23 protein-coding genes and 1 riboswitch are annotated in these 25575 nt (G+C 64.5%); of the genes, 5 read left to right on the top strand and 18 right to left on the bottom strand.

What is annotated here, in order from left to right:
- Positions 1-50: 50 nt before the first annotated feature.
- Entirely contained in the window at positions 51-1505 is a 1455-nt protein-coding gene (locus ACT54B_RS19190) for a TadE/TadG family type IV pilus assembly protein (protein ID WP_476047258.1), read from the bottom strand.
- A 206-nt stretch (positions 1506-1711) separates the two neighbouring features.
- On the opposite strand from ACT54B_RS19190, the gene ACT54B_RS19195 reads away from it, so the two are divergent.
- Positions 1712-1972, top strand: coding sequence for a PilZ domain-containing protein (locus ACT54B_RS19195; RefSeq protein ID WP_476047260.1), 261 nt, complete (start codon positions 1712-1714; stop codon positions 1970-1972).
- On the opposite strand, the gene ACT54B_RS19200 is transcribed toward ACT54B_RS19195, so the two are convergent.
- The 16 genes from ACT54B_RS19200 to glpD all read right to left on the bottom strand — a co-directional run bounded on the left by ACT54B_RS19200 (position 1959) and on the right by glpD (position 18501).
- Positions 1959-2738 (bottom strand): hydroxymethylpyrimidine/phosphomethylpyrimidine kinase, encoded by a 780-nt coding sequence (locus ACT54B_RS19200; protein WP_476047262.1) that lies wholly within the window; start codon positions 2736-2738, stop codon positions 1959-1961. The two genes, ACT54B_RS19195 and ACT54B_RS19200, sit on opposite strands and share 14 nt — an antisense overlap.
- Complete coding sequence (locus ACT54B_RS19205) at positions 2729-3334, bottom strand: thiamine phosphate synthase (RefSeq protein ID WP_476047264.1); 606 nt, start codon at positions 3332-3334, stop codon at positions 2729-2731. The genes ACT54B_RS19200 and ACT54B_RS19205 overlap by 10 nt, the downstream gene beginning before the upstream one ends.
- Entirely contained in the window at positions 3331-4104 is a 774-nt protein-coding gene (locus ACT54B_RS19210; RefSeq protein WP_476047266.1) for a thiazole synthase, read from the bottom strand. The genes ACT54B_RS19205 and ACT54B_RS19210 overlap by 4 nt, the downstream gene beginning before the upstream one ends.
- A 3-nt stretch (positions 4105-4107) precedes the next feature.
- Complete coding sequence (gene thiS, locus ACT54B_RS19215) at positions 4108-4305, bottom strand: sulfur carrier protein ThiS (protein WP_476047267.1); 198 nt, start codon at positions 4303-4305, stop codon at positions 4108-4110.
- Positions 4302-5261, bottom strand: a complete 960-nt coding sequence (thiO, locus tag ACT54B_RS19220) for a glycine oxidase ThiO (protein ID WP_476047268.1) — start codon at positions 5259-5261, stop codon at positions 4302-4304. The genes thiS and thiO overlap by 4 nt, the downstream gene beginning before the upstream one ends.
- 3 nt (positions 5262-5264) lie before the next feature.
- The gene (gene thiC / locus ACT54B_RS19225) at positions 5265-7094 is read right to left on the bottom strand and encodes a phosphomethylpyrimidine synthase ThiC (protein WP_476047270.1); all 1830 of its coding nucleotides are present in this window, start codon (positions 7092-7094) and stop codon (positions 5265-5267) included.
- Between the two features lie 108 nt (positions 7095-7202).
- Positions 7203-7314, bottom strand: a riboswitch (TPP riboswitch).
- Between the two features lie 113 nt (positions 7315-7427).
- The gene (gene ribA, locus ACT54B_RS19230) at positions 7428-8561 is read right to left on the bottom strand and encodes a GTP cyclohydrolase II RibA (protein ID WP_476047272.1); all 1134 of its coding nucleotides are present in this window, start codon (positions 8559-8561) and stop codon (positions 7428-7430) included.
- A 124-nt stretch (positions 8562-8685) separates the two neighbouring features.
- Complete coding sequence (locus tag ACT54B_RS19235) at positions 8686-9492, bottom strand: RibD family protein (protein ID WP_476047274.1); 807 nt, start codon at positions 9490-9492, stop codon at positions 8686-8688.
- Positions 9493-9608: 116 nt separating this feature from the next.
- Positions 9609-10664 (bottom strand): GGDEF domain-containing protein, encoded by a 1056-nt coding sequence (locus tag ACT54B_RS19240; protein WP_476047275.1) that lies wholly within the window; start codon positions 10662-10664, stop codon positions 9609-9611.
- Between the two features lie 168 nt (positions 10665-10832).
- Entirely contained in the window at positions 10833-12557 is a 1725-nt protein-coding gene (locus ACT54B_RS19245) for an ABC transporter substrate-binding protein (RefSeq protein WP_476047278.1), read from the bottom strand.
- 95 nt (positions 12558-12652) lie between these two features.
- On the bottom strand, positions 12653-13054 hold the full coding sequence (locus tag ACT54B_RS19250; RefSeq protein WP_476047280.1) for a DUF2160 domain-containing protein: 402 nt from the start codon (positions 13052-13054) through the stop codon (positions 12653-12655).
- On the bottom strand, positions 13054-13857 hold the full coding sequence (locus ACT54B_RS19255; protein ID WP_476047282.1) for a carbohydrate ABC transporter permease: 804 nt from the start codon (positions 13855-13857) through the stop codon (positions 13054-13056). The genes ACT54B_RS19250 and ACT54B_RS19255 overlap by 1 nt, the downstream gene beginning before the upstream one ends.
- Positions 13857-14729, bottom strand: a complete 873-nt coding sequence (locus ACT54B_RS19260) for a carbohydrate ABC transporter permease (RefSeq protein ID WP_476047283.1) — start codon at positions 14727-14729, stop codon at positions 13857-13859. Before ACT54B_RS19260 ends, ACT54B_RS19255 begins: the two co-directional genes overlap by 1 nt.
- The gene (locus tag ACT54B_RS19265; protein WP_476047285.1) at positions 14729-15802 is read right to left on the bottom strand and encodes an ABC transporter ATP-binding protein; all 1074 of its coding nucleotides are present in this window, start codon (positions 15800-15802) and stop codon (positions 14729-14731) included. The genes ACT54B_RS19260 and ACT54B_RS19265 overlap by 1 nt, the downstream gene beginning before the upstream one ends.
- Before the next feature lie 7 nt (positions 15803-15809).
- Positions 15810-16898: an ABC transporter ATP-binding protein gene (locus tag ACT54B_RS19270; RefSeq protein WP_476047287.1), complete on the bottom strand. Its 1089-nt coding sequence runs from the start codon at positions 16896-16898 to the stop codon at positions 15810-15812.
- 7 nt (positions 16899-16905) lie between these two features.
- Positions 16906-18501: a glycerol-3-phosphate dehydrogenase gene (gene glpD, locus ACT54B_RS19275; RefSeq protein WP_476047288.1), complete on the bottom strand. Its 1596-nt coding sequence runs from the start codon at positions 18499-18501 to the stop codon at positions 16906-16908.
- 296 nt (positions 18502-18797) lie between these two features.
- On the opposite strand from glpD, the gene ACT54B_RS19280 reads away from it, so the two are divergent.
- From ACT54B_RS19280 to ACT54B_RS19295, 4 genes are all read left to right on the top strand, one after another.
- Complete coding sequence (locus ACT54B_RS19280; protein WP_476047290.1) at positions 18798-19562, top strand: DeoR/GlpR family DNA-binding transcription regulator; 765 nt, start codon at positions 18798-18800, stop codon at positions 19560-19562.
- A gap of 137 nt (positions 19563-19699) precedes the next feature.
- On the top strand, positions 19700-20713 hold the full coding sequence (locus ACT54B_RS19285) for an NAD-dependent epimerase (protein ID WP_476047292.1): 1014 nt from the start codon (positions 19700-19702) through the stop codon (positions 20711-20713).
- 393 nt (positions 20714-21106) lie between these two features.
- On the top strand, positions 21107-22057 hold the full coding sequence (locus tag ACT54B_RS19290) for a sugar-binding transcriptional regulator (protein ID WP_476047294.1): 951 nt from the start codon (positions 21107-21109) through the stop codon (positions 22055-22057).
- A 43-nt stretch (positions 22058-22100) separates the two neighbouring features.
- Entirely contained in the window at positions 22101-24155 is a 2055-nt protein-coding gene (locus ACT54B_RS19295; protein ID WP_476047296.1) for a bifunctional aldolase/short-chain dehydrogenase, read from the top strand.
- Between the two features lie 360 nt (positions 24156-24515).
- On the opposite strand, the gene ACT54B_RS19300 is transcribed toward ACT54B_RS19295, so the two are convergent.
- Positions 24516-25559, bottom strand: a complete 1044-nt coding sequence (locus ACT54B_RS19300; protein ID WP_476047298.1) for a substrate-binding domain-containing protein — start codon at positions 25557-25559, stop codon at positions 24516-24518.
- Positions 25560-25575 lie beyond the last annotated feature (16 nt).

Here is a 25575-nt window from a genome sequence, read left to right on the forward strand (position 1 = left end):
ACCTGTTTGCCGAAATGGAAACGCGTGGTTACACCGTTCCGTGACATGCCCTAATTCGTGAATCTCAGGCCGCCATTTGCCACGTCCAGACCTTTGCTGGCGAGATCCGTAAGCCCCTTGACGATCTCGGTGGGCATGGTTGCGGCCAGGAAGAAATCGGGTGACGACGCGCATTTCGACAGGGCGCCGGGCAGGAAATCGATCCCCTTCATATTCGGCGGCGAGGGAAGCACGCCCTCCCAATATTGCTGAAAAGCACCGAGGGAGAGCGGATTTCCGATACTGGAATCATAGGCGACGTTGCCCGGCATGGGCGAATATTGCGTGTAGAGCACCGCCACGGTGGCGCCGCGATCCTTCAACGGCTGGCACCAGAGCGGGTTCAGCGGCGTGATGAACTGCCCGCCCCCGAACACCCAGGTTTCAGAGGACTGAACGCCATCCGTGATCAGGATGACGAGCTGCTTCGGCTGCGAGGCGGATTTGCCGTCGCCGGCGCGGTTCACCATCGGGGCAAGGTCTTTCAGCGAGCGGAAATCGCTGGTCGTATAGCCCTTTCCGACCGCGAGTTCGGGATTTGTCGCCAGCGCGGTACGGACCGCGGATAGGTCGAATGTCGGGCCAAGGACCTGGCGGATGCCGTCCGCCGTCCGGTAGGGCGGCACATCGTCAAGGGCGTCCCCCTGCTGGTCCCCGTAGCGAACCTGGGCGATGAGCGCGTACGGATCGGCATCCGATCCCAGGGTGAACAGGTTGACCCGGATCCGTTCGTGCGCGGGATCCTGCTGGTCCAGCAGATCCAGAACCGATGCGACGGCTTCCGCCTGCACATCGGCGCGCAGCCTCACCCCCGCCGCGCGGGCGAAATCGTAGCGGTTCTCGTAGGTGGTGCCGTTCCACACGCCGCCGCCGCCAGCCACGCCGTTCTTGTGGCAGGCAAAGGCGCAACTGGTGGGCGAACCACCCCAAAGTTCACTGGGCGGAACCATCATCTGGTCCATTTTCAGCGCATCCGCCCGGGTGGCCGCCACCAGCATGGACATGGTCTTGTCCATCACGATGTTCACATCCACATATCCGGAAGGGACGGTGGAAGAACCAACCCGGGACGTGAGGGTGATCACGAACGGATCGGCCCCGAACATGGACAGGAAGGCGGGCGTGACCTGCGCGGTGGCATCGAGGCTCAACCCGGTACCGGACTCGTCGATGGCAACGGAGTATTTTTCCAGACGATAGGACGGGTTCCCGCTCGCCAGCGAGACCAGCGTTGCCTGCGCGGTCTCGATGCCTTTGGTCGCGGAGCCGGAAGACAGGATTTTCGCCCCGCTCAGCGCAGCCACATCCATGTCCGCCTGGAGCATTTGCCGCCCGTTGCTGGCGTCGTTGTAATCCATGGCAAGTCCGATCACCATCAACAGCGGCAAGAGGATGATCGTTGTCGACGTGGCGAAGTTGCCTGCCGTATCGCGGGCAAGTCGCCGTAACGACCGCAAGAAAGGCATGAGATGGTTCCGTTTCAGGTCAATGTTGAAATCTTTATCCCAGTCTCCCATTAAGTAAGAATGAAAGCATGTTTTGAAAAGCCTTGCCAGCCTCGGTGCCCCAGTCTATTTACTCTAGGTTAAGAGGTCTTTCATATAAGAATCTCCGTATTAAACGCAAAGCTGTTTCTGAAATCGATTTGTTTGACGAACGGATTGAGGTTGCCATGGGGAATACCGAAGCAGATCGCCGCTCCGATGAAAGAATAAAGGCCCTGAAGGGGGCCCGGATCGTGTTCAACAACCGGTCGAGCATTCTCGATTGCACGGTCCGGAACCTGTCCGCAAACGGGCTCAAGCTGTCGCTGGGAACACCGGCCCGCGTGCCCGACGAATTCGACCTTCGCTTTGCCAACGGAGAGGAGCGTCGGTGCCTGGTCCGCTGGCGCAAGCTCTCCGAACTGGGCGTCCAGTTCATCGACCGTTAGTCGGTTCGGCCAGGGGCAAGCCTTCGCTCAGAAGCCGTTCGGTCACATGCACCTTGGCGGCTGCGATGCTCTCAGCCAGCGGTTCGCCCAGGGCCAGCCGAGCGGCAATGGCCGAAGACAGGATACAGCCGGTTCCGCGCAGGGTCAGCGCCGCCCGGGGGGCGGAAAAGCGCTGGAGGGCGCGAGGCGGCATGACCAGCAGATCATCCGCCATCGCACCCTCGGCATGGCCACCCTTGACCAGCACGGCCCGGGGGCCGCGATCGAGCAGCCGCACGGCCTGAGCCACCGCATCCGCCTCGCAGCCCGCTTCCGGGCTTCGATCCAGCAGGGCGAGTTCGGGCCGGTTGGGGGTTACCAGCGTCGCCATTGCGAGGAGGGGGGCGAGGGCCGCGCCCGGATCGGCCGCCATTAGCAGGCTTCGCCCGGCACTGGCCGCGAGGACGGGATCGAGCACGACCGGACAGGCGGGATGACCGGCGAGGACCGCCGCCACCGACTCGGCGATATCCGGCAGCGCGAGCATGCCGATCTTTACCGCGCGGATCTCATGAACGGCGAAGGCGGTACGCATCTGCTCCGCCACCAGCGCAGGCGGCAGGGTCTGGATGGCGGTGACGGCCCCATGGGTCTGGGCCGTCACGGCCGTAGCCGCCAGGGCGGCCCGCACGCCATGCGCCGCAAGCGTGCGCATATCCTGAACGATGCCGGCGCCGCCCGAGGAATCCGATCCCGCGACGACAAGAACGACGGGCTCTAGCGCCATGGCGCGGTGGCCTCCAGCCATGCCCGCGTGCGCGCTTGGGGATCGGGATTGAGGGTGATGTCGGTGACCACGGCGGCGCTGTCCGCCCCCTTTTCGAGCACGATCACCGCCCGTTCCGGGGTCAGCCCGCCGATGGCCACCAGCGGCACGGCCCCGATCCGCGCTTTCCAGACCGGCAGCTTTTCCGGCGTCTGCGGTGCCCAGGGCATGGCCTTCAGGATGGTTGGCCAGACGGGGCCGAGGGCGATGTAATCAGGGGCAGCGGCAAGCGCCGTCTCCAGCTCGTGGTCGTCATGGGTGGAAAGCCCGAGGCAGAGGCCCGCCCTGCGGATCGCCCCGAGATCGGCCCCGGCCAGATCTTCCTGTCCGAGATGCACGAAATCGCAGCCCTCGCGGATGGCGAGCCGCCAGTAATCATTGACGATCAACTGGCAGCCATGCCGGTCGCAGACAGCTCTCGCCCGGCCGATTTCGCGGCGGTAGTGGTCGTCCGTGCCGTTCTTCATCCGCAACTGCACCAGCCTGACGCCGAGCGGCACGAGCCGTTCGATCCAGCTGGCGCTGTCGACGATGAGGTAAAAAGGATCGAGCCTCATGAGAACACCGCCTTGCCGATGACCGGCGTCGAGGGAACCGCCATGTCGCGCGGCTCCAGCGGTCCGGCGAGGAAAGCCTTGCGCCCCGCCTCGACCGCAGCCGCAAAGGCTTCCGCCATGCGGACGGGATCGCCGGCCCCGGCCACCGCCGTGTTCAGCAACACCGCATCGAAGCCCAGTTCCATCACCGCCGCCGCATGGGACGGACGGCCAAGACCCGCATCGACGATCAGCGGCACATCGGGGAAATGGGCGCGGAAGCTCCGCAGCGCGCCGATATTCACCGGTCCCATGGCCGAGCCGATCGGCGCGCACCAGGGCATCAGCACCTCGCATCCCGCCTCGAGCAGACGCTCGGCAACGCCGAGGTCCTCCGTGGTATAGGGGAAGACCTTGAAGCCGTCGGCAGCGAGAATGCGGGCCGCCTCCACCAGCGCGAAGACATCCGGCTGGAGCGTATCGTGATGGCCGATCACCTCCAGCTTGATCCAGTCGGTGCCGAAGACCTCCCGCGCCATGCGGGCCGTCAGCACCGCCTCGGCGGCCGTGTGGCAGCCGGCGGTATTTGGCAGCACCGTCAGGCCGAGATCGCGGATCAGCGAGAAAAAGCCGCTGCCCGCCCGGCCGCCCGCCATTTCCCGCCGCAGCGAAACCGTCACGATCCCGCAGGCGGCCGAGCGGATCGCCTGTTGCAGGATGTCGGGCGAGGGATAGCGCGCCGTACCGAGCAGCAGGCGGCTCTCCATGGTCGTTCCGTAGAGTGTCAGCATGGGTCAGCCTCCCTGCATGGGCGTGAGAATTTCAATCCGGTCACCGTCCTTCAGCCGGAATTCCGGCCGCTCCTCCCGGTGGACGAGTTCGCCATTGACGGCGGTGGCCAGCCATTCGCCCTCGTGATCGAGGGCCGCGAGCAGCCCGGCCAGCGTGTCCGCCGGGCCGTTCCAGTCTTCTCCGTTGACGACGAGGTTCATCCTGCCGCTCCGATCTCGCGCACCGCTGCCCGCGCCAGCGCCGGGGCGAGCAGGAAGCCGTGGCGGTAGAAGCCGTTCAGGCTGAAATGCCTGTCGGCCAGCTTCGCGAAGCGGGGCAGGTTGTCCGCATAGGCGGGGCGGATACCGGTGGCCGTCTCCACGATCCGCGCCTCGCCGAAAGCCGGATGCAGCGCATAGGCGGCGTTCAGCAGTTCCATCGTCGAGCGCACGCTCACCGGCCCGTCATCGGCGCTTTCGATCATGGTGGCCCCCACCATGAAGCGCCCGCCCTCCCGTGGGACCACGTAAAGCGGAATGCGGGGGTGCAGGAGCCGCACGGGGCGGGACAGCGCGATCTCCGAGGTTTCGAGGATCAGCATTTCGCCCCTCACGCCCCTGAGCCCGGGCCGTTCGCCAAGGGCGGCCGCGCCGGTGCAATCGACCACCGCATCGGCCTCGCCGACGGCACCGCTGCCGCCGAAGCGAAGCCGGACGCCCATGCCTTCGATCTTCACGGCAAGCGCCCGAAGCGCCTTGCGAGGATCGAGATGGGCCTCGCCGGCAAAGAACAGGCCCGATGCAAACCGGCCGGCGAGATGGGGTTCGAGCGCCGCTATGGCTGCCGGATCCACTGGGATGTGTCCACGAGTGCGGGCCGCGAAGCGGCGCAGTTCCGCCGCATCCCGCGCCGGAGCCACCACCAGCGTGCCCTGCCGGGTAACCTCTCCCGGAAGCGTTGCGTCCCACCAGTCCGCTGCCTGTTCTCCCAGCTCCACCACCGTGTCCGGCGCGCTTTCCCCCTCGCAAAAGGGCGCCAGCATGCCGCCCGCGTGGCGGGAGGCGCCGGAGCCGGCCTCGGGGGCCGGGTCATCGAGCGTGACCGCGTGGCCGGCTCCCGCCAGCTCATGGGCCAGGACGAGGCCGGCTATGCCGGCCCCCCTGATCAGGATTTTCATCGCTCAGGCCTCCGGTCCGGTCTTCGGGGAAGCAACGGGCATGTAGAGCGCGCCACCCGCCCGGAAGCGGGCCGCCATGGCCTCCATGCCCTCTTTCTGCGACTCGGCGCGCAAATCGTGGGATATCCGCATGGAGCAGAATTTCGGGCCGCACATGGAGCAGAAATGGGCGACCTTGTGCGCCTCCTTCGGCAGGGTCTCGTCGTGGAAGGCCCGGGCGGTTTCCGGGTCGAGCGACAGGTTGAACTGGTCTTCCCAGCGGAACTCGAACCGCGCCCGCGACAAGGCATCGTCGCGCAACCGTGCCGCCGGATGGCCCTTGGCGAGATCGGCCGCATGGGCCGCGATCTTGTAGGTGATCACGCCCGTCTTCACGTCGTTGCGGTCCGGCAGGCCGAGATGCTCCTTGGGCGTGACGTAGCAGAGCATGGCCGTGCCGTACCAGCCGATCATCGCCGCGCCGATGCCCGAGGTGATGTGATCGTAACCCGGCGCGATATCGGTGGTGAGCGGACCGAGCGTGTAGAAAGGCGCTTCTCCGCAGGTCTTCAGCTGCTTGTCCATGTTTTCGCGGATCTTGTGCATGGGCACATGGCCGGGACCCTCGATGATCACCTGGCAATCCTTGGACCAGGCGATTTTCGTCAGTTCGCCAAGGGTCTCCAGCTCGGCAAATTGCGCAGCGTCGTTGGCATCGGCAATCGAGCCCGGGCGAAGGCCGTCGCCCAGCGAGAAGGAGACGTCATAGGCGCGGCAGATATCGCAGATCTCCTCGAAATGCTCATAAAGGAAGCTTTCCTTGTGATGATGCAGGCACCACTTCGCCATGATCGAGCCACCGCGCGAGACGATGCCCGTCACCCGGTCGACGGTCAGCGGGATATAGGCGAGGCGCACGCCCGCATGGATGGTGAAATAGTCCACCCCCTGCTCCGCCTGCTCGATCAGCGTATCGCGATAGATGTCCCAGGTGAGGTTCTCGGCAATGCCGTCCACCTTCTCCAGCGCCTGATAGAGCGGCACCGTGCCGATCGGCACCGGCGCGTTGCGGATGATCCACTCCCGGATGTTGTGAATGTTGCGGCCGGTCGAGAGATCCATGACCGTATCGGCGCCCCAGCGGGTGGCCCAGACCATCTTCTCCACCTCTTCCGCCATGGAGGAGGTGACCGCCGAATTGCCGATATTGGCATTGATCTTCACCAGGAAGTTCCGGCCGATGATCATCGGCTCGGCTTCCGGATGGTTGATGTTGGCGGGGATCACCGCCCGCCCGCGCGCCACCTCGTCCCGCACGAATTCCGGGGTGACGTGATCGGGGATCTCCGCCCCGAAGCTTTCGCCGTCCCGGGCGCGGGCCGCAGTGGCCGCCCTGCGACCCAGGTTTTCCCGGATGGCGATGAATTCCATTTCAGGCGTAATAATGCCCGCCCGCGCATAGGCGAGCTGGGTCACCGCCCTGCCCTCGCGCGCCCGGAGGATGCGGGGGCGCACCGGAAATTCCGGCACGGCCTTTTCGGCGGAGACATGGCCGTTATCTTCCGGGCGCACCGCCCTGCCCGCGCAGGCTTCCACATCGCCGCGCGCCTCGATCCAGGCGGTGCGGAGCCGCGGCAGGCCCTTCTCGATGGAAACGGTGTGGGAAGGATCGGTATAGGCGCCGGAGGCATCATAGACCCGAAGCGGCGGTTCGCCCGCCGTCGGATGCAGGTCGATTTCGCGCATCGGCACCCGGATATCCGGATGGATCTCGCCCGCCACATGGATCTTGCGGGAGGCGGGAAGCGGCCCGGTGGTGACGGTGGGGTGGAGAGGTTTCTGGGCAATCGTCATGGTTGAGGCTCCAAGGTTTTCGGTTGGAGACCCAGTCATTGCGCGAATTGGCGGGGTTATGGACGGGCTTGAAAGCCGGATGCCGTCGAAGACATCTGAAGGCCGGATGAGCCCGTCGTGACACCGTCCCTACGCCAGTATGAACTGGATCAGGTTCAACGGGTCACTGCGCGCGCTAGCAGAATCTCAGCCCCTTGCCGGGACACCCCTGGTGAATGCGTGCCTTTTATTCACCCTTCCCGGCTCGACGTCAAGCGAGCCGGACGCGGGCAAAGAAAAACCCGGATGCAGGGGAGCGATCCGGGTTCAGGTGCGCCTGGGGTTGGGCGTCGATCAGGCGTGGCTGCGTGCAAGCCAGCTTTCGGAGGCGGTTCTGAGCTCGTCGAGGTCGAGCATGTGCCCGGCCCGAACCGTCTTTGTTTTCAAATAATTGGCATTCTCTGCCGTGACGCGGCCCTTGACCGGTTCGCGCGTATCCACCTGGATGCCGCCACCCCGGAGAGCGGCGATCTTGGTGGGGTTGTTCGTATAGACGGCGACGCTTTGAATGCCGAGCAGGTTCAGCATGGCGATGGCCGCCTCGTAGCGACGATGGTCCTCGGCGAGCCCGAGTTCCGCATCGGCATCGATCGTGTCGAGGCCGCGATGCTGGTAGCCATAGGCCCGCATCTTGGCGCCGATGCCGGTGCCGCGGCCTTCCTGGTCGAGATAGAGCAGCACGCCGCCGCCGGCCCGCTTCAGGCTCTTCAGCCCGTTGCGCAGCTGGTCGCCGCAATCGCATTTCAGCGAGCCACAGAGATCGCCGGTGATGCAGGAGGAGTGGATGCGGATCGGTACCGGCCGGCTGAGGTCCGGTTCGCCGACGATGATCGCCACCTGGTCCTTCTGCGAGAGACCGCCGCGGAAGACGGCAAATTCCGCCAGCCCAAGGCCGGTGAGCGGCACCGGCGTGCGCACCACCAGCTCGAACCGCTGCCGGGCGAGCGCGGATTCGGAAATCCTGCTCCTGTCCAGCACCGCGCAGGCCGCAAAGCGGCCGGCGGTCTCCGTCACGTCCGCATGGATCATCGCGGGCAGCAGGAGCGCCAGCCGGGCCAGCTCCGTGGAAAGGCTCGCCAGCGGATCGGCCGGCTGCCAGAGCGCCGGTGCCTCCTGGCCGAGCTGGTAGGCGAGGCGCGAGGCCTGATCGAAGGTGACGCCCTTCAGCGGAACGGAGATGTCGCCCGTGCCGGAAAGACCCAGCCGTGCGGCCCGGGGTGCGGTCAGCAGCAGGCTGTGACGGTCCCCGGTCGCATGGGCGAACTGTTCGTAGACACCGGGTGCGACGCAATCGAGCGACAGCACCGCCATTCGCCGCGCACCATCGGCGAGCACGACCGGCCGGCCATGGCGCAGCTCGGATACGGCCCGTTCCACTTCCACCGCGGGATCGAGCCCCGCAAAATCAAAACCATTCTGAATAGACATGGACACTCCCTGGCGCCGAATTGTCAATTTTCAAATTCTGATATAGGGCGCTTCGCTTGGCTGTTGAGGGGGCGATCGTTGAAATTCCCGTGATCGGAAGGGACAGAATGCCGCAGGCTGCGACCTATCCCGCTTCCGCCTCAGCAAGCGCCCTTTCGAGCCTTGCCGGCGCCGCCGGGGGCCGCAGCGCGCAGTCGAACAGCACGTCCCCGTCCAGCGAATAGACCTCGACCGGCGGGCGCAGAGCCGAGGACAGCCGGTCGATCGGCGGCAGCAGGAGGCCGGTCGGACCCGAGCCGATGATCAGCGGCGCCACCGCCACATGCAGCCGGTCCACCAGTCCCTTCTCGATGAAACGGGCAATGGTGCGGGCTCCGCCCTCCACCAGCACATGGTCGAGCCCCCGCTCCGCCAGCACATCGAGGATCATCGCGACATCGAGCCCGGCGTCACCGGGGGCGAGGCGGACGACGTCCGCCTGCCCATAGGCGCGCCGGGGTGCATCGGTGCTCTGGAAGACGATCACGGGCGCGCCGTCGTCGTGAAACAGCCGCTGGGTTCCGTCCAGCGCGCCGCGGCAGTCAATCACCACGCGGACCGGATCGGGACCCGTGACCTCGCGGACGGACAGGCGCGGATTGTCCATCGCCACGGTGGAGGCGCCGACGATGACTGCATCCATCAGCGCCCGGCAGCGGTGCAGATGGCGCAGGCCTTCCGGGCCGGAAATATCCCGCGCATCGCCGCTTGGCGTGGCGACGCGCCCATCGAGCGACTGCCCGACCTGCGCCATCACGAAGCGGCCGCGGCTTGCGGCAAGCGGGCCGTAAAGCCGCTGCGCCGCCGACACCGCCCCCGAAACGGCGCGCCGCTCGGCCCGGGCATCGAGCAGATCTTTCCAGGCGGTTCCGGACATGGTCATGACGTGCATGGAGAACTCCCGCGACCCCGCCTAAGGCGGCGGCCCGCTTCGCTACAGACAATCTATTAGCTAGGCGGAAGCCCTGCCTTTGCCATAGGTCGCGCAGATTTTTTCGTTCGGAACGATCAGGCTGCGGCGCGGGCCTGGTTTCGGCCTGCCATCTTGGCGGCATAGAGGGCGCGGTCGGCGCGCTGGAAGAGCGCGTCGGCGTCCTCCCCCGGATGGGCATGGGCTATGCCGGCCGAGAACGTGTAGTGCAGGAGCGGATGTTCCGCGACGGGCCTTGCCGAGCGGATCGTCTCGATCATCCGGTTGACGATCGTGGTCGCCGCCTCGAGCGGGGTGCGCGGCAGGATGAGGATGAATTCCTCTCCGCCGATCCGGCCGACCGTATCGGTCTTGCGCAGGCAGGGCCCGAGCCGCGCGGCAAAATCCTTGAGCACGACATCGCCGACCTTGTGGCCGAACGTGTCGTTGATCGTCTTGAAATGATCGATGTCGAGGATGGCGAGGCTGCAGATCCTGGTGCCGTCCGCGGGCTTCTCGAGCAGCAGCTCCTCCAGCACAGACATGACATAGCGGCGGTTCGGCAGGCCGGTGAGTTCGTCCGTCTGCGAGGCCCGCAGCGCCCGGTCCCGGTCCTTGCGCAGCGAACGCTGGCTGCTGCGGATCGAGGTGATGTCGGTGGCCACCGACATCAGCCAGCCATTCGCCTGCACGGTTTCGGTCATCCACAGCCACCGGCCGTCATGCAAGTCGGTCTCGAAGGCGCGACGGGTGATCTTGCCGCGGCGCGCGGCAGTCGCATGCAGCCAGGCCTCGATATCGTCGGTCTCCACCACGGTGCCGCGCCGCTGATGGTAATTGCGGCGCATGATCTCGGCCCAAGTCGGGTTCTCGTCGGGGACAATCGCCCAGGCTTCCCGAAAGGCGCGGTTTGCGTAGCGCAACCGATCCTCCGTATCGTAGACGGCGACAAGGGCGCTGGCTTCTTCCAGCAATTGCAGGATTTCGAGCGCCGTATCGCCGTCCGCCAAGCTGTGCATCACCCCGTTCTGCCCTCCCCCTGCGAACTGCCCGTCCAGTGCCGATCCTGCTCCATGATAGCGGCCTATCGTGAACGTCTGCTTGCCAGAATAGCTCGTATTGGGCGGATCGCCATCGCGGATGCGGAACCGCACGCCGGGGATAGGCCTCAACCGGCATCGATCGTGGGATTTTTTGAAGAAGCGTTTGTCCGGTCCGGCCCCGAAGGCCCGCGCGGCCCGTCCGGATCCCGTTCGCGAGATCGTCGCGAGGGGGAGAATGGCGCGGCATCTTGTCCGCCGCGCCATCCGTTATTCTAGAGATCAGCTCTTCTGCCAGGACTTGACCAGCTCGTCATAGGAGATGGTTTCCGGCTTCGGCTTTTCGTTTTCCAGCGGGCCGACCGGCGAACCGGGCTGGTCGATCCAGTACTGGGCGTCCTTCTCTTCGTTCAGCTTCGGGCCGATATCGCCCTGAACGCCGGACTTCTCGATACGGGCCAGAACCTTTTCCTGTTCGGCGCAGAGCGAGTCGAGGGCTTCCTGCGGAGACTTCGCACCGGACATGGCGTCGCCGATGTTCTGCCACCACAGCTGGGCCAGCTTCGGATAGTCCGGAATGTTCGTGCCGGTCGGCGACCAGGCCACGCGGGCCGGCGAACGGTAGAACTCGACCAGACCGCCGAGCTTCGGCGCACGATCGGTGAAGGACTGGTGGTTGATCGTCGATTCACGGATGAAGGTCAGGCCCACATGGGACTTCTTCACGTCGACGGTCTTCGAGGTCACGAACTGGGCATAGAGCCAGGCGGCCTTGGCGCGGTCTTCAGGCGTGGACTTCATGAGGGTCCAGGAACCCACGTCCTGATAGCCGACCTTGGTGCCTTCGCTCCAGTAGGCGCCGTGCGGAGACGGAGCCATGCGCCACTTCGGCGTACCATCCGAATTCATGACCGGCAGGCCTTCCTTGACCATGTCGGCGGTGAAGGCGGTGTACCAGAACATCTGCTGGGCCACTTCGCCCTGGGCCGGAACGGGACCGGCTTCGGAGAAGGTCATGCCCTGGGCTTCCGGCGGGGTGAAGCGCTTCAGCCAGTCGATGGCCTTTGTGACGGCGTAGACGGCTGCGGCGTCGTTGGTCGCACCGCCACGGGCCACGCACGAGCCGACCGGACGGGACTTCTCGTCCACGCGGACGCCCCATTCGTCGACCGGCAGGCCGTTCGGCTCACCCTTGTCGCCCATGCCGGCCATGGACATCCACGCATCGGTGTAACGCCAGCCGAGCGAGGGGTCCTTCTTGCCGTAGTCCATGTTGCCCCAGGCGCTCTTCGGACCGCCGATATAGGACATGTCGCGGCCGGTAAAGAATTCCGCAATGTCTTCATAGGCGGACCAGTTCACGGGAACGCCGAGATCGTAGCCATACTTGGCCTTGAAGTCGTCCTTGGTCTTCTGGTCGTTGAACCAGTCGTAGCGGAACCAGTAGAGGTTCGCGAACTGCTGGTCGGGGAGCTGGTACAGCTTGCCGTCCGGCGCGGTCGTGAACTTGGTGCCGATGAAGTCGGCGAGGTCGAGGCCGGGATTGGTGACATCCTTGCCTTCGTTGGCCATCCAGTCGGTCAGGTTGCGGGCCTGCTGGTAGCGCCAGTGGGTGCCGATCAGGTCCGAGTCGTTGATGTAGGCGTCATAGATGTTTTCGCCCGACTGCATCTGGGTCTGCAGCTTTTCGACGACGTCACCCTCGCCGATCAGGTCATGGGTGATCTTGATGCCCGTGATCGCCGAGAAGGCCGGCGCCAGCACCTTGGATTCATATTCGTGGGTCGCGATGGTTTCGGAGACCACCTTGATTTCCATGCCGTTGAACGGCTTGGCGGCGTCCACGAACCACTGCATTTCCTTTTCCTGATCGGCGCGCGACAGCGACGACAGGTCACCGATTTCCTTGTCGAGGAACGATTTCGCCTCGTCCATGCCGGCGAAAGCCGGGGCGGCGCTGAACAACAGGATCAGAGCCAAAGCAGTTGTCGTATGCGATCGTCTCATTTACGTATCCTCCCGGAATGAAAGACGGTCTCGGTTTTTCTTTCATCCGGGCGTGGGAGGAGCTAGCTCCCGCGCCCGGCATTCTCATGCCCTCCCTAGACGAAGCGGAACACCGCCACCGCCCAGGCGAGGCAAAGGATCAGCGCCCAGGTGAGCGGAGCGCCGAAGAAAAAGAGCCAGCCAAGGCAGATGAAGGCTGAGCCCAGAAGCGAAATGAACAGGCGGTCGCCGCGCGTGGTCTCGATGCCGAGCACGCCACGCTTCGGCGTTTCGGGAAAGCGGATCGCGAGGATCGTGAAGACCGCGAGAAGGGCGGCAACCACGGTGAAGAACAGGGCGACCGGGAAGGTCCAGGCCATCCAGCCATTCCTGACCAGCGGCGCAAACCAGTCGCGCGCGCCGTCCTTGACCGGAACGGCCATCACGAGGCCGGCAAGCACCAGCGCAAAGACGAGCGCGGTGACGACATAAACCAGGTTCCAGCGGGTGCTTTGCATCAGACCCTCCCCAGGGCGAAGCCCTTGGCGATGTAATTGCGGACGAACCAGATCACCAGCGCGCCGGGAATGAGCGTGAGGACGCCCGCGGCGGCCAGCACGCCCCAGTCCATGCCGGAGGCGGAGACGGTGCGGGTCATGGTAGCGGCGATCGGCTTGGCATTGACCGAGGTGAGCGTGCGCGACAGCAGCAGTTCCACCCAGGAGAACATGAAGCAGAAGAAGGCCGTGACGCCGATGCCCGAGGCAATCAGCGGCATGAAGATCTTCACGAAGAAGCGGCCGAAGGAATAGCCGTCGATATAGGCCGTCTCGTCGATCTCCTTCGGCACGCCGCGCATGAAGCCTTCGAGGATCCAGACCGCCAGCGGCACGTTGAACAGGCAGTGGGCGAGCGCCACGGCGATATGGGTATCGAAGAGCCCGATGGACGAATAGAGCTGGAAGAAGGGCAGCGCGAAAACGGCCGGCGGCGCCATGCGGTTGGTCAGGAGCCAGAAGAACAGGTGCTTGTCGCCCATGAAGGTGTAGCGGCTGAAGGCATAGGCCGCCGGCAGCGCCACCGCGATCGAGATCACCGTGTTCATCACCACATAGATGATCGAGTTCACATAGCCCATGTACCAGGCCGGATCGGTCAGGATGGTCCTGTAGTTCTGGAAGGTCAGGTTGACCGGGAACAGCGAGAAGGTGGAGTTGATCTCCGCATTGGTCTTCAGGCTCATGTTGAGCAGCCAGTAGATCGGCACCAGCAGGAAGATCAGGTAAAGCGCCATGACGAGCGCGGAGCTGCGGAGCTTCATCACTTGGCCTCCTCTTTGTCGAGATTGGTCATGACCGTGTAGAAGACCCAGGACACGAGCTGGATGACCAGGAAGTACATGATCGAGAAGGCGGCGGCGGGACCGAGGTCGAACTGGCCGACGGCCATCTTCACGAGATCGATGGAAAGGAAGGTGGTGGAGTTGCCCGGACCGCCCCCGGTGACCACGAAGGGTTCCGTGTAGATCATGAAGCTGTCCATGAAGCGCAGCAGCACGGCAATCAAAAGCACGCCACGCATCTTCGGCAGCTCGATATAGCGGAAGATGCTCCAGCGGCTCGCCTGATCCACCTTGGCCGCCTGGTAATAGGCGTTGGGAATGGATTGCAGGCCGGCATAGCACAGCAGCGCCACCAGCGAGGTCCAGTGCCAGACATCCATGACGATGACGGTGATCCAGGCATCCACGGGATCGTTCGTGTAATTGTAGTCGATGCCGACGGCCGCCAGCGTATGGCCGAGCAGGCCGATATCGACGCGGCCGAAGATCTGCCAGATCGTGCCGACCACGTTGAAGGGGACGAGCAGCGGCAGCGCCATCAGCACGAGGCAGAGGCTGGCCCAAACACCGCGCTTCGGCATGTTGAGCGCGATATAGATGCCGAGCGGCACCTCGATGGCAAGAATGACCGCCGAGAAGATCACCTGCCGGCCAAGCGCCTCGTGCAGACGGTCGGAGGTCACCATTTCCTCGAACCATTCGAGGCCGGCCCAGAAGAACTGGTTGTCGCCGAACGTGTCGTTGACCGAATAGTTGACCACCGTCATCAGCGGGATGATGGCCGAGAAGGCCACCAGCACGAGAACCGGCAGCACCAGGAACCAGGCCCGGTTGTTGAGCGTCTTTTCCATCAGAGGGCTCCTCCCGTGACGCGCCAGTCATCGGCATAGACATTGATGCGGTCCGCCAGGAATTCCACCCGTGCATTTTCGGACGGCACCGGCATGCCCTCGGGCAGGATCACGTTCATGGCCTTGCCGAGTGTCTCGCCCCGCACGATCCGGTGCCGGCCGACATCCTCCACCCGGCGGATGGCAAAGGGCAGGCCCCTGTCGCCGAGCAGCGAATATTCGGGGCGAATGCCGATCTGCACCCGGCCCGAAAGTGCGGGATAGCTGGCGCCGAGCGCGATCTGGTGACCGCCGATCATGGCATGGTTGCCCTGCACTTCCGCATCGAACAGGTTCATGCCCGGCGAGCCGATGAAATAGCCGACGAAGGTGTGGGCGGGCGTCTCGAACAGTTCCGCCGGCGTGCCCATCTGCACCACCCTTCCGTCATACATGACGACGACCTTGTCGGCGAAGGTCAGCGCCTCGGTCTGGTCATGGGTCACGTAGATCATGGTATGGCCGAATTCGCGGTGCAGCGTCTTCAGCTGGGTGCGCAGCTCCCACTTCATCAGCGGGTCGATCACCGTCAGCGGCTCGTCGAACAGAATGGCGTTCACATCCTCGCGGACCATGCCGCGCCCGAGCGAGATCTTCTGCTTGGCATCGGCGGTCAGCCCGCGCGCCTTGCGGTCCAGCATGGCTTCCATGCCGATCATCTTCGCTATCTGGTCAACCCGCCGGGCAATGACGGGGGCGGCCATGCCGCGGTTGCGCAAGGGGAAGGCGAGGTTCTGCCGCACTGTCATCGTGTCGTAGACGACGGGGAACTGGAAGACCTGCGCGATGTTGCGCTCGGCGGTCTCCGCATCCGTCACATCGCGCTCGCCGAAGAGCACCCGGCCCTCGGACGGCTTCAGCAGGCCGGAAATGATGTTGAGCAGCGTGGTCTTGCCGCAGCCGGAAGAACCGAGCAGCGCATAGGCGCCGCCATCCTCCCAGACATGGTCCATGGTCTTCAGGGCATAGTCCTGCTCGCCCTTCGGCTGGGGCAGGTAGGAATGGGCCAGATTGGAAAGCGTGATCTTTGCCATTTTACCCTCACGCCGCCAGGGCATAGGACGCCGGGGCGGCAAGCCGCCCGTCGGTTCCGAACAGATAGACATGGGAGCGTTCCAGCCAGACGCTGACGCCATCCCCCGGTTTCAGGTTGTGCACCCCGTGCACGAGGCCGACGCAGGCGCCATCCGGCGTGTCCACATGGAGGAAGGTTTCCGAACCGGTGATCTCGATCGCGCCGATCGACCCGCGGAATTCCACGCTGTCGCCGCTGTGATGGTTGAGCCGCAGATGGTTTGCCCGGAAGCCGGCGAGATAATCGCCATCCGCAAGACCTGCGAGCACCCCATCGGCCGGCACATGTCCATGGCCGCCGAGATGCAGGCTGTGGCCCTGCTTGCGCGCCTTGACGAAATTCATCGGCGGATCGGAGAAGACGCGCGCCGTGATCATGTCGACGGGGCGGCGATAGACCTCGATGGTCGGCCCGAACTGGGTGATGCGACCTTCCCAGAGGGTTGCCGTATGGCCGCCGAGCAGCAGGGCCTCCTCCGGTTCGGTGGTCGCGTAGACGAAGATCGCACCGGACTTTTCGAAGATGCGCGGAATTTCCGCGCGCAGTTCCTCGCGCAGCTTGTAGTCCAGATTGGCGAGCGGCTCGTCGAGCAGCACCAGACCGGCGCCCTTGACCAGGGCGCGGGCCAGCGCGCAGCGCTGCTGCTGGCCGCCGGAAAGCTCCAGCGGCTTGCGGGACAGCATGGGCGTGAGCTTGAGGATTTCCGCCGTCTCGCGCACCCGCCGGTCGATCACGTCTGCGGCTTCGCCCTGCAGGCGCAGCGGCGAGGCGATGTTTTCATAGACGCTCATGGCGGGATAATTGATGAACTGCTGGTAGACCATCGCCACCTGCCGGTCCTGCACCCGCATGCCGGTCACGTCCTTGCCATCCCAGAGGATACGGCCGGTCGTGGGCTGGTCCAGCCCCGCCATCAGCCGCATCAGGCTGGTCTTGCCCGAGAGCGTCGGCCCGAGCAGAACGTTCATCGTGCCCTTTTCGAGCACGAGGTCGGCCGGGTGGATATGCACCTGGCCATTGACCGTCCTGCCTACGCCTTTGAATTCAAGCGCCATCGTCTCCTCACTCCGCCGCGGGGTTCTGCACCCCATTCTCCGCCACGCCGGCCATGAAGGCATCGAGCGCGGCAATCTCCTCCGTCGACAGTCTCAGCCCCAGCTTGCTGCGCCGCCAGACCACGTCCTCCGCCCGGCGGGCAAACTCGTGGCGCATCAGCCACAGCACTTCCTTCTCGGTCAGGGTCGCGCCGAACGCGCGTCCGAGATCCTCCGCCTTCTGGCTGCCGGCGAGGATCTTGCGGGCATCGGTGCCATAGGCGCGCACCAGCCGCTTGGCCCAGGCGGCGCTCAGGAAGGCATGCTCCTGGCGAAGCGACTGCGCCAGCGCCTCGGCACCGTCATGGGGGAAATCGCCGCCGGGCAGGCTCGCCCCCGCCGTCCACGGACCCCTGGCGGCCGGGAAGAAGGGCGCGAGCTTGGACAGCGCGCTTTCCGCCAGACGCCGGTAGGTGGTGATCTTGCCGCCGAAGACATTCAGCAGCGGCGGGCCGTTCTCGTCGAGCGACAGTACGTAATCGCGGGTGGCCGCCGTCGCGGATTTGGCCCCGTCATTGTAAAGCGGACGCACGCCCGAATAGGTCCAGACCACATCGGCGCGGGTAACCGGCTTTTCGAAATAGCGGCTGGCGAAGGCAAGCAGGTAATCCTGCTCTTCCGGCGTGCAGGCGACCTCGGAAGGCGGGCCCTGATGGTCCTTGTCGGTGGTGCCGATCAGGGTGAAATCGCCCTCGTAGGGAATGGCGAAGATGATGCGACCGTCCTCGCCCTGGAAGAAGTAGCAGCGGTCATGCTCGTAGAGCTTGCGGGTGACGATATGGCTGCCGCGCACCAGGCGCACGCCTTCGCTGGAATTGATCCGCGCCACGTTGCGGATGACGTCTTCCACCCAGGGGCCGCCGGCATTGACCAGCGCCCGGGCCGTGAAGGTCCTCTCCCCGTCCGGCCCCTTCACGCGCACGGTCCAGACATCGCCGGTCCGCTCCGCCGAGGTTACCCGGCTGCGGGTCATGACGATGGCGCCCCGTTCGGCCGCATCGCGGGCGTTCAGCGAGACGAGCTTGGAATCCTCCACCCAGCAGTCGGAATATTCATAGGCCTTGCGGAAATCCTTGCGCAGCGCCCGCCCGGCCGGATCGACCGAGAGATCGAGCGAGCGGGTGGCCGGCAGGATCTGGCGGCCGCCGAGCGTATCGTAGAGGAAGAGGCCGAGCCGGATCATCCAGGCCGGGCGCCGACCCTTCATCCAGGGCATGATCTTCTGCAGAAGCTGGCCGGCGGGCGTATCGCCCTCGAAACGCATGTCGCGGTGATAGGGCAACACGAAGCGCATGGGCCAGCTGATATGCGGCATGGCCTTCAGCAGCGTCTCGCGCTCTTCCAGCGCCTCGCGCACCAGCCGGAACTCGAAATATTCGAGATAACGCAGGCCGCCATGGAACAGCTTGGTGGAGGCGGAAGACGTCGCCTGGGCGAGGTCGCCCTGCTCGGCAACGGCGACCGAAAGACCGCGGCCGCTCGCATCGCGGGCAATGCCGCAACCATTGATGCCACCGCCGATGATGAAGAGATCGACCGTTGCCGGCCGTGCCTCTGATGCCACTTCCCGTCCTCCCTTTTCTTGCCAACAAATTTGCGCAAGTTCACTGGCTTGTCAATTCGCGTTTTCGTTTTTCTTCGAAATGAAGCAAAACGAACATTGTTGCACTGCAAAAAGCGCCAAAGGCGGCTATTTGAAGGCAAAAATGCGGCAGGATCCCCATTGACGGAGACGCGCGAACATTTTCGCTGCAGGGCAGCAAGGGCGGGCATGGTTTTTACGGGCATATTTACATCTTGACCGCGTTTCCGCGATCTCCGAAGAATTCGACACAAGCTTCGAAAAGAAAGGAACATGCGGTGGCCCTGAGTTTCCGTCAGACCGAAATCATGGACATTGCCCGCGCGGAAGGGCGGGTGGTGGTGGAGGATCTGGCGCAGCGCTTCGAGGTGACCTTGCAGACGATCCGCCGGGATCTGGCGGAACTGGCCGATGCCGGATTGATCGACCGGGTTCACGGCGGGGCCGTCGCCCGCACGGGCGTCGCCAATCTCGGCTACGATCACCGCCGGCGCATGAACGAGGACGCGAAATCGGCCATTGCCCGGGCCTGCGCCGCCGAGATTCCCGAGAACTGCTCGATCATCATGAATCTCGGCACCACCACGGAAGCGGTGGCCCATGAACTGCTCGGCCATACCAACATCACCGTTATCACCAACAACATGAACGTCGCCAACACGCTGGCGGCCAATCCGGGTTGCGAGATCATGGTGGCCGGGGGCGCGCTTCGCCGCTCGGACGGCGGGCTTGTGGGGGAGCTGACCACCCAGTTCTTCGAACAGTTCAAGGTGGATTACGCCATCATCGGCGCCTCTGCGCTCGACCATGACGGCGACCTGCTCGATTTCGATTTTGCCGAAGTGCGGGTCTCCAAGGCCATCATCCGCCAGGCGCGCCAGACCTTTCTCGTCTGCGATCACTCGAAGCTGAGCCGCTCCGCCCCGGTCCGGCTCGCCTCGCTCTCGGAACTGACCGCCATTTTCACCGATGTCCCCCTGCCGCCCGAGCTTGCAAGAAAATGCACGGAATGGGGAACGCGTGTTATCGTCACGGCACCCTGAAGATGCGTCAATCACGCCCACAGCTGCTCCCTGCGCCGAAAAGGGGTTGACTTACCGGCTCGCAGTCCTCGAAAAACGGCTTGGACGTCAATAAGCCTGGCTTCCGGCTTTGCCGGCGGCTGGCGGGAAGGGTTTACGTGAAGGTTTTACTGACGGGTGCCGCGGGTTTCATCGGTATGCATACCAGTATCCGCTTGCTGGAGCGCGGCGATACTGTGATCGGCGTTGATAATCTTAACGATTACTACGATGTAAGCCTGAAAGAAGCCCGACTTTCGAAGCTGACGGCCTATTCGAATTTCCAGTTCAAGCGCCTGTCGCTCGAAGATCGGGAGGCCACTGCGGCGCTCTTCGCGGAGGAACGCCCCCAGAGGGTTATCCATCTGGCCGCGCAACCGGGTGTTCGTTACTCCTTGCAGAACCCCCAGGCCTATATCGATGCCAATGTGCAGGGCTTCCTGAACATTTTGGAGGGCTGCCGGCGACAGGCGGTGGAAGCGCTGGTCTATGCCAGCTCATCCTCGGTCTATGGCGGCAATACCCAAATGCCATTCAGCGAGCATCAGAATATCGACCATCCGGTCAGCCTGTATGCGGCGACCAAGAAAGCCAACGAGCTGATGGCCCATACCTACAGCCATCTGTTTCGCCTGCCCACCACAGGTCTGCGGTTTTTTACCGTCTACGGTCCCTGGGGCCGTCCGGACATGGCCATGCACCAGTTCACGAAAGCCATCGTCGAGGGCCGCCCCATCGATGTTTTCAACAATGGACAGATGATGCGGGACTTCACCTATATCGACGATGTGGTGGATGGGCTGATCCGCGTTCACGACAAGCCTGCCGAGCCGGACCCGGCCTTCGACCCCTCGCATCCGGATCCCGCGACCAGCAACGCCCCTTACCGCATATTCAATATCGGCAATAGCCAGCCGGTGCCGCTCATGGAGTATATCGCCGCATTGGAAGCCGCGCTGGGTCAGAAAGCCGAAAAGAATTTTCTGCCCATGCAGCCCGGCGATGTCGTGGCAACCTCGGCATCGGCGGAAGAGCTGGACAAATGGGTCGGCTTTGCTCCGAACACGCCCGTTGCTGAAGGCGTGCGCCGCTTCGTGGCCTGGTACAAATCCTTCTACGACGTCGCGGGCTGAAAGAGCCGCGCCGAAGAGCGCAAGGCGTTTTCGGCCTTGGCGAGGAGGAGACCCCCCTGCTTCCCTTTCAATGAGCGGACAGGCGGGTGCTTGTTGCGTGCGGGGACGCCAGGTCCTTCAACAACCTGCCGGACAGAGGCTGGCTTCGAGAAAGGCCGGCCTTTTTTGCGTCTCCTTTTCCCCGGTCTTCCGCCGGCCAGCCGTGACGCCGCGGGGTGGCTAAGCTGACCCTCACCGGGGGCGCTATTTTCCATCGTCTGCCCGCGCGGCCATGCTAATCTTCGCTCCGGCCAAAGCCGCCGAAGCCGGCTTCCGCAGGCGGTTCGCGGAAAGGCTTTGACTTTTGTCACCGCACCTGAATAATGTCACCATCCTGCCGAGCGAAGGACGTCCATGCCGATCAGAACCACTGACCAGATCATTCACAAGGCTGCCTGGCTCTATTACAGCCATGGTCTCAGGCAGGATGAAGTGGCGCAGAAGCTCAATATTTCCCGCGCCTCGGTGGCCACCTATCTCCGCCGGGCGCGCGAGATGGGCATCGTGACCATCTCCACCTCCTCGCAGCTCTTTACCGATGACGTGCTTGCTCGCGAGCTTGAGGATGCGGCGGGCATCGCCTCGGTCTGGATCGTGCCGGAGGACCGCTCGGCGCTCGATCCCGCCACCGAAATGCCCGTGGTTGCGGCGTCCGTGTTCCAGAGCCTGATCCGCAAGGGCGACCGCGTCGGTGTTGCCTGGGGGCGAACCGTCTATCACATCGCCGATGTCATGCCCTTTGCCGACCTGCAGGATGTGACTGTGGTGCAGCTCTGCGGCAATCTCGGCGCGCCCTATTCCTACCGTCCGGACCAGTGCACGACGGAAATCGCCCGGCGGCTCAATGCGCAGGGCATCAACCTCTATGCGCCGCTGGTGCTGAGTTCGGAGCGGCTGGCCGAGGAGCTGCGCGGCGAACCGGTCATCCGCGAGCAGCTTGCCACCATCGCCGATTGCCAGCTGGCCCTCTATTCGGTCGGCGGCATCGAGGCGGACAGCCATCTGGTGAAATGCGGGGCGCTTTCTCCCGACGACATGCGGCGCATGGGCGAGGAAGGGGCGGTCGGCGTGATCGCCGGCCAGCTGATCGACCGCGACGGGCAGTGGATGGATTGCGCCCATAACCGCCGCTGCATTTCCGCCGATCTCGCCTCCATCCGGAAAATCGAGAAGCGGCTGATGGTGGTGCAGGAAGACGAGAAATTCGAGCCGCTGGTGGCGGCGATCCGGGGCGGCTTCGCCTCGCACATGATCGTGACGACCTCCATGGCCAAACGCCTTTTGAAGCAGTGGAACAAGGCCTGACGCCGGCCCCGAGCCGGGCCGGAGGCCGACGGAGGACGAGAGAATGGATAACCTGTGGCGCGACGATCAGGCCGAAGCCATGGTGGCGGCCTATGCCGGCAAGGGCATCAATCGCGACTGGGCGCTGAGGACCTACACGACCCGCCTGCTCGGCGGCGAGCCGCGGCTGGTGCTGCATGGCGGGGGCAATACGTCGGTGAAGACCACGCTGACCGACCTCGTCGGTGACAGCTGGGACGTGCTTTGCGTCAAGGGCAGCGGCTGGGACATGGGCACGATCGAGCCGCAGGGCCTGCCCGCTGTCAAGCTGGCGCCGCTCCTCAAGGCCCGCAAGCTCGACCGCCTGTCGGACGAGAACATGGTTTCGCTGCTGCGCGCCAACCTGATCGATCCCGGCGCCCCCAACCCGTCCGTGGAAGCGCTGCTGCACGCCTTCCTGCCGCACAAATTCGTGGACCACACCCATTCGACCGCCATCCTCGCCATTGCCGATCAGGCGGAAAGCGAGGCCATGGGCAACCGGCTTTTCGCCGGCAAGCTGGGTTACGTTCCCTATATCATGCCGGGATTCGCGCTGGCGAAGCTCGCGGCGGAGGTCTATGACGCTGACCCCTCGGTCGAAGGGCTTTTCCTCGACAAGCACGGCATTTTCACCTTCGGCGACACGGCCCGGCAAGCCTATGACCGGATGATCCACTATGTCAGCATGGCCGAAGACCATGTGAAGGCGCATGGCCGCAACCCGTTTACGGCGGTAAACTTGCCGGCGCAGATGGCTTCGGCCAGGGACATCGCCCCGCTCCTGCGCGGGGCCGTTGCCGTGCCGAAGGGCGATGGCCGCTTCGACCGCATGGTCTCCACCTTCCGCACCTCGCCGGCCATCCTCGAATTCGTCAATGCGGCCGAGGTGGAGGACATGGCCTCGCGCGGGGTCTCGACGCCCGACCTTTCGATCCGCATCAAGACCGGCCCCATGGTGCTGCCCGCCCCCGCGGCGGACCAGCTGGACGGCTATCGTGGCGTGATCGAGGAACGGGTGAAGGCCTTTGCCGATGCCTATACGGACTATTTCCGCTCGAACGACGCGCGCGACGAGGTGAAGCGCATCATGCTCGATCCCATGCCGCGGCTTACCCTCGTGCCGGGTCTCGGCATGTTCGGCCATGGCCGGACGCTGAAGGATGCGACGATTGCCGCCGATGTCGGCGAAATGTGGATCGAGGCCGCCCGCGATGCGGAATCCGTCGGCCGCTTCCAGCCGGTCAGCAAGCCCGATCTCTTCGATCTCGAATACTGGTCGCTGGAACAGGCCAAGCTTGCCGGCGCCAAGCCGAAGCCCTTCACCGGGCAGGTGGCGCTGGTGACCGGCGGTGCCGGCGCCATCGGCGCGGCGACGGCAAAAGCCTTTGTCGCCGAAGGCGCTCATGCGGTCGTGCTCGATCTCGACGGGGAAAAGGCCGCCGCCGTAGCGAAGGCCATCGGCAACCAGTCGATCGGTATCGGTTGCGACGTCACCGATCCGGCATCGATCCGCGCGGCATTCGACCGGGCGGTCGATCATTTCGGTGGCGTCGATATCGTGGTCTCCAATGCGGGCGCGGCCTGGGAAGGAGCGATTGCCACGCTCGATGACGGGCTGCTGCGCAAGAGTTTCGAGCTCAATTTCTTCGCCCACCAGTCGGTGGCGCAGAATGCGGTGCGCATCATGAAGGCGCAGAAAACGGGCGGCGTGCTGCTCTTCAATGTCTCCAAGCAAGCGGTCAATCCGGGTGCGAAATTCGGCGCCTATGGCCTGCCGAAGGCCGCGACGCTGTTCCTTTCCCGCCAATATGCGCTGGAGCACGGGGCCGACCACATCCGCGTCAATGCGGTCAATGCGGACCGTATCCGCTCCGGCCTGCTCAACGACGACATGATCGAAAATCGCTCCGCCGCCCGCGGCCTGACGGTCAAGGACTATATGGCCGGCAATCTGCTGGGTCTGGAAGTCACCGCCGAAGACGTCGCCCGCGCCTTCGTGCACCACGCCCTTGCCGAACGCACCACCGCCGATGTGACCACCGTCGACGGCGGCAACATCGCGGCGGCCCTGCGATAAGGCTTCTGTGATAGAGAGCAACAGCCGGCCGAAAAGACCGGCTGTCAGCGTCACGGGTCGAAGCGGTGACCCTCGATGCTCCGTCATCCTCGGGCTCGTCCCGAGGATCTGCACCATCCGACCCGCGGGAACGGCGGCAGATGCTCGGGACGAGCCCGAGCATGACGATCGTCGGTCGGCCTGGATTGACTCGCGGTCGCCGCTACCCTCACGGGTGTCGTCGGTCGTTCTTGTCTATTTTCCAAGCAAGTACGCGCAGGCGCACTCCCCCCGGCACCGCTTCAACACCGCCTATCGCCCATAGGAAAAGGGCGGCCCGTGGCCGGACCGCCCTTTCGCTTTCAGTCCCGGGAGGGAAAATCAGGGCTTCGGCATCCAGGCGGGCATGGCCACATCCGCATGGGCGAACTGGGGCAGCTTGGCGCCAAGTTCTTCCATGTTCTTGATGTCCTGGTCGTTCAGGTCCTTCTGGGTGATCAGCGTCGGGGGCACGATCACGTTGTGGCCCGGATCCTCGCCGGCGAGCAGCATGGCGAGCGCGCGCACGGAGACCTGTCCGACCACGGCCGGGTTGGTGGCAGCGGTCGCCGCCCAGGCGGAGCCCGGTTCGCGCATGGCGGCGATGTCGGACGTGGAAATGTCGGCGGAATAGATCTTCACGCTCGAGGACATGCCCGCTTCGTCGACGGCGATCTTCACGCCCTTGGCGAATTCGTCATAGGGGGCGAACATCACGGTGATATCGGGATTGGCCGAAACGACCGAACGGGCCTGGTTGGCGACCGAGTTGGCAATCGGGTTGTCCATGGTGCCGAACTGCGCAGCCTCGTTGATGCCAGGATACTTCTTCTTGAATTCCTTCCAGGTCTCGTCACGGCGGTCGAGCGGCGCGATGCCGGCGACATAGACATAGCCGGCCTTGAAGCTTTCGCCATTGTCCTTGATCGCCTGTTCCAGCGCCAGACGGGCGAGATCGCGGTCGGACTGCTCGATCTGCGGGATCTTGTCATTCTCGACATTGACGTCGAAGGCGACGACCTTGATGCCGGCATCGACGGCACGCTGGGCGGCTTCCTTCATGCTTTCGGTCAGGCCGTGCTGGATGATGATGCCCTTGACGCCGAGCGCGATGGCCTGGTCGACCATGTCGGCCTGAAGGGCGGCGTCCTGACGGCTGTCCAGCACCTGGAGCTCGACGCCGAGCGCCTTGGCCTGGGCTTCCACGCCCGCCAGATAGGACTGGAAGAAGTCGCCGGTCGAGAGATAGCGCACGAGCGCGATCTTCACCTCGCCGGGCTTGTCGAAGGGCTTCGGCATGTCGGCGGCGAAGGCCGGCAGGCCGAAGCTTGCGGTGGCGGCGAGGCCCAGGGCCATCTTGCCGAGCAGTCTGCGGGTGATCGTCATTCTCGTTCTCCTCCAG

This window comes from Gellertiella sp. DMC107 (genome assembly GCF_056313605.1).

Bases quoted from the DNA above. Each gene is read 5' to 3' on its own strand.
- ACT54B_RS19205 (WP_476047264.1), bottom strand. From the start codon at position 3,334: ATGAGGCTCGATCCTTTTTACCTCATCGTCGACAGCGCCAGCTGGATC.
- ACT54B_RS19300 (WP_476047298.1), bottom strand. From the start codon at position 25,559: ATGACGATCACCCGCAGACTGCTCGGCAAGATGGCCCTGGGCCTCGCC.
- ACT54B_RS19200 (WP_476047262.1), bottom strand. From the start codon at position 2,738: ATGGCGCTAGAGCCCGTCGTTCTTGTCGTCGCGGGATCGGATTCCTCG.
- ACT54B_RS19250 (WP_476047280.1), bottom strand. From the start codon at position 13,054: ATGCAAAGCACCCGCTGGAACCTGGTTTATGTCGTCACCGCGCTCGTC.
- ACT54B_RS19295 (WP_476047296.1), top strand. From the start codon at position 22,101: ATGGATAACCTGTGGCGCGACGATCAGGCCGAAGCCATGGTGGCGGCC.
- ACT54B_RS19235 (WP_476047274.1), bottom strand. From the start codon at position 9,492: ATGCACGTCATGACCATGTCCGGAACCGCCTGGAAAGATCTGCTCGAT.
- ACT54B_RS19260 (WP_476047283.1), bottom strand. From the start codon at position 14,729: ATGGAAAAGACGCTCAACAACCGGGCCTGGTTCCTGGTGCTGCCGGTT.
- ACT54B_RS19265 (WP_476047285.1), bottom strand. From the start codon at position 15,802: ATGGCAAAGATCACGCTTTCCAATCTGGCCCATTCCTACCTGCCCCAG.
- ACT54B_RS19255 (WP_476047282.1), bottom strand. From the start codon at position 13,857: ATGAAGCTCCGCAGCTCCGCGCTCGTCATGGCGCTTTACCTGATCTTC.
- thiC (WP_476047270.1), bottom strand. From the start codon at position 7,094: ATGACGATTGCCCAGAAACCTCTCCACCCCACCGTCACCACCGGGCCG.
- ribA (WP_476047272.1), bottom strand. From the start codon at position 8,561: ATGTCTATTCAGAATGGTTTTGATTTTGCGGGGCTCGATCCCGCGGTG.
- thiS (WP_476047267.1), bottom strand. From the start codon at position 4,305: ATGAACCTCGTCGTCAACGGAGAAGACTGGAACGGCCCGGCGGACACG.
- ACT54B_RS19190 (WP_476047258.1), bottom strand. From the start codon at position 1,505: ATGCCTTTCTTGCGGTCGTTACGGCGACTTGCCCGCGATACGGCAGGC.
- ACT54B_RS19195 (WP_476047260.1), top strand. From the start codon at position 1,712: ATGGGGAATACCGAAGCAGATCGCCGCTCCGATGAAAGAATAAAGGCC.
- thiO (WP_476047268.1), bottom strand. From the start codon at position 5,261: ATGAAAATCCTGATCAGGGGGGCCGGCATAGCCGGCCTCGTCCTGGCC.
- ACT54B_RS19270 (WP_476047287.1), bottom strand. From the start codon at position 16,898: ATGGCGCTTGAATTCAAAGGCGTAGGCAGGACGGTCAATGGCCAGGTG.
- ACT54B_RS19290 (WP_476047294.1), top strand. From the start codon at position 21,107: ATGCCGATCAGAACCACTGACCAGATCATTCACAAGGCTGCCTGGCTC.
- ACT54B_RS19210 (WP_476047266.1), bottom strand. From the start codon at position 4,104: ATGCTGACACTCTACGGAACGACCATGGAGAGCCGCCTGCTGCTCGGT.
- ACT54B_RS19245 (WP_476047278.1), bottom strand. From the start codon at position 12,557: ATGAGACGATCGCATACGACAACTGCTTTGGCTCTGATCCTGTTGTTC.